General features: G+C 61.6%; 2 protein-coding genes and 1 pseudogene. 2 read left to right on the top strand and 1 reads right to left on the bottom strand.

The window, feature by feature from the left end; translation table 11 throughout:
- Together WA317_RS22655 and WA317_RS22650 are read left to right on the top strand one after the other, a co-directional pair.
- Window positions 1-488 (top strand): DUF6879 family protein (locus WA317_RS22655; protein ID WP_425175169.1); only part of this gene is annotated, 488 nt, incomplete at its 5' end.
- Between the two features lies 1 nt (window position 489).
- Entirely contained in the window at window positions 490-1,323 is an 834-nt protein-coding gene (locus tag WA317_RS22650; protein WP_425175168.1) for a helix-turn-helix domain-containing protein, read from the top strand.
- A 77-nt stretch (window positions 1,324-1,400) separates the two neighbouring features.
- On the opposite strand, the pseudogene WA317_RS22645 reads toward WA317_RS22650, so the two are convergent.
- A pseudogene (locus tag WA317_RS22645) lies at window positions 1,401-1,886 on the bottom strand (hypothetical protein); the annotation flags it as partial.

The following is a 1,886-nucleotide window of genomic DNA, read 5'->3' as shown; positions in this document are numbered from 1 at the left end:
CGTTCCAGCACGAAGCGGTGCACGTTGAGATGCGTGACGTCTACGCGACTGATGTGGAGAAGGATCGGTTTAATTCATGGCTTCGGGGGGAGCGGCTCGATCCCGATGAAGAGGCTGAGTGGTGGCGGCCGTGGTCCGACTTCATGAGGGATAACGGAGAAAAAGGTAAGACGCTCAAACGGCTCCGTATTGTTTCTGAGCCGGTCACGGACTACATTCGCTTCGAGTGGCACGACGCCGCTGAGCTTGTTCGAGCCGGTGAAGATGTCCGTTGGCTGCCGCGACGGAGAGCGTCGCCGCTCTTGCTGCCGGGAAATGATTACTGGATGCTGGACCGTCGGACAGTAGCATTTACCCATTTCTCGGGTGACGGCCACGTGCTGGGGCATGAGGCTACATCCGACCAAAGAATCGTGCGAATGTGCGCGGCCGCGTTTGACGAGGCCTGGGAGGTGGCGGTCCCGCACGCCGAGTACACTCCTTCGTGAGTTGACCGGACCAGTTGGACAGGCTCGTAAGGCGCTCGGCGCCAGGCTTCGCGAGATCCGAAAGGACGCGCAGCTCACCGGGCGCGCCCTGTCCCAGGCTTGTAATTGGCATTACACGAAGATCAGTAAGATCGAGCACGGCGTCACGACGCCGAGTGAGCTGGACATCAGGTCGTGGTGTCGGGTATGTGACGCACAGGACCAGGTCGCCGACCTTATTGCGACTGTGCGTGCCGTCGAGTCGATGTATGTCGAGTGGCAGCGTCACATGCGAGCCGGCCTAAAAGGTTCGCAAGCTCAGTCCGTACCTCTGTACGAGCGGACGAAGCATTTCCGGGTCTACGAGAACGCAGTTATCCCTGGTTTGTTGCACACTGCGGAGTACGGCACTGCGATCCTGCGATTTTGGCACGATTTTCTCGAGCTCCCTGATGATGTCGACGATGCCGTGGCGACTCGTATGGCGCGACAGCATATCTTGTATACCGGTCGCCGGAGGTTCTCGTTCGTATTGGAAGAGCAGACGCTGCGAACCAGAGTGGGTGATACCGATGTGATGGCCGGACAGCTTGATCGGCTGTTGGCGGTGATGTCCTTGTCGCGGGTGAGTATCGGTATCATTCCGGCGGCCGGGGAGCGGCTCTGCCTCACTCAGGGAAGCTTCTGGATTTTTGACGAAGAGCGCGTTGAGGTGGAAAACGTCTCGGCCGGGCTCGACGTTACCCAGCCGCGTGAGGTGGCGGTCTTTGGCAGAGCGTTCGCCTTGTTGCAAAAATCAGCGGTCTACGGGCAGGCCGCGCGAGAACTGATGCAGCAGGCCATGTCGATACTGTGAGTACGGCGAGCCGCCACAGATTCGCCGCGTGACCGGTGTGGGCAAGCGGGTCGCCGTCAAGTCCGGTGAGTGGTCATTCACCTGGGAGCGTCCCGCGACCGAGTCTGAGGCTGCGGGGTTGTGGTCGGGCCGGTGACCACGAAGACAACGGTGCTGCCGGGGGTGATCTCACCCGCGGCAATGGTGCGGCACAGTCCCAGCATCGCTTTGGCGACGTAGATCCATTCGAGGGCTATCCCGTGCTGGTCGCGGAAGCGTTGGATCAGCGCGTCGTGCAGTTCGGGGTCGTTCTTGCGGCGGTAGGTCGCGCGATCCAGGTAGTGCAGCCGCATGCCGTCCCCGACCGCGGCTGCGAGCCCGTCGTTGAACGGGCGCTCCTCGCCCCGGATCACCCCGATTGTGCCGAAACCGAACAACTGGCCTGCCGCGGCGACCGCTCTGATGTGGTTGGAGTAGGCGCCGCCGAATGTCAACAGTGTTGCCGCGCCCGCTGTCCGTGCGTCGTCGAACTGGTACTTCAGCTTGCGCCACTTGTTGCCCGGCAACCGCGGATGGGTCAGGTC

Origin of the sequence: Mycobacterium sp. (genome assembly GCF_049802695.1) — a bacterium.
GTDB lineage: Bacteria > Actinomycetota > Actinomycetes > Mycobacteriales > Mycobacteriaceae > Mycobacterium.
The sequence above is the reverse complement of the archived record's forward strand: the minus strand, read 5'-3'. Positions and strand labels throughout refer to the sequence as shown.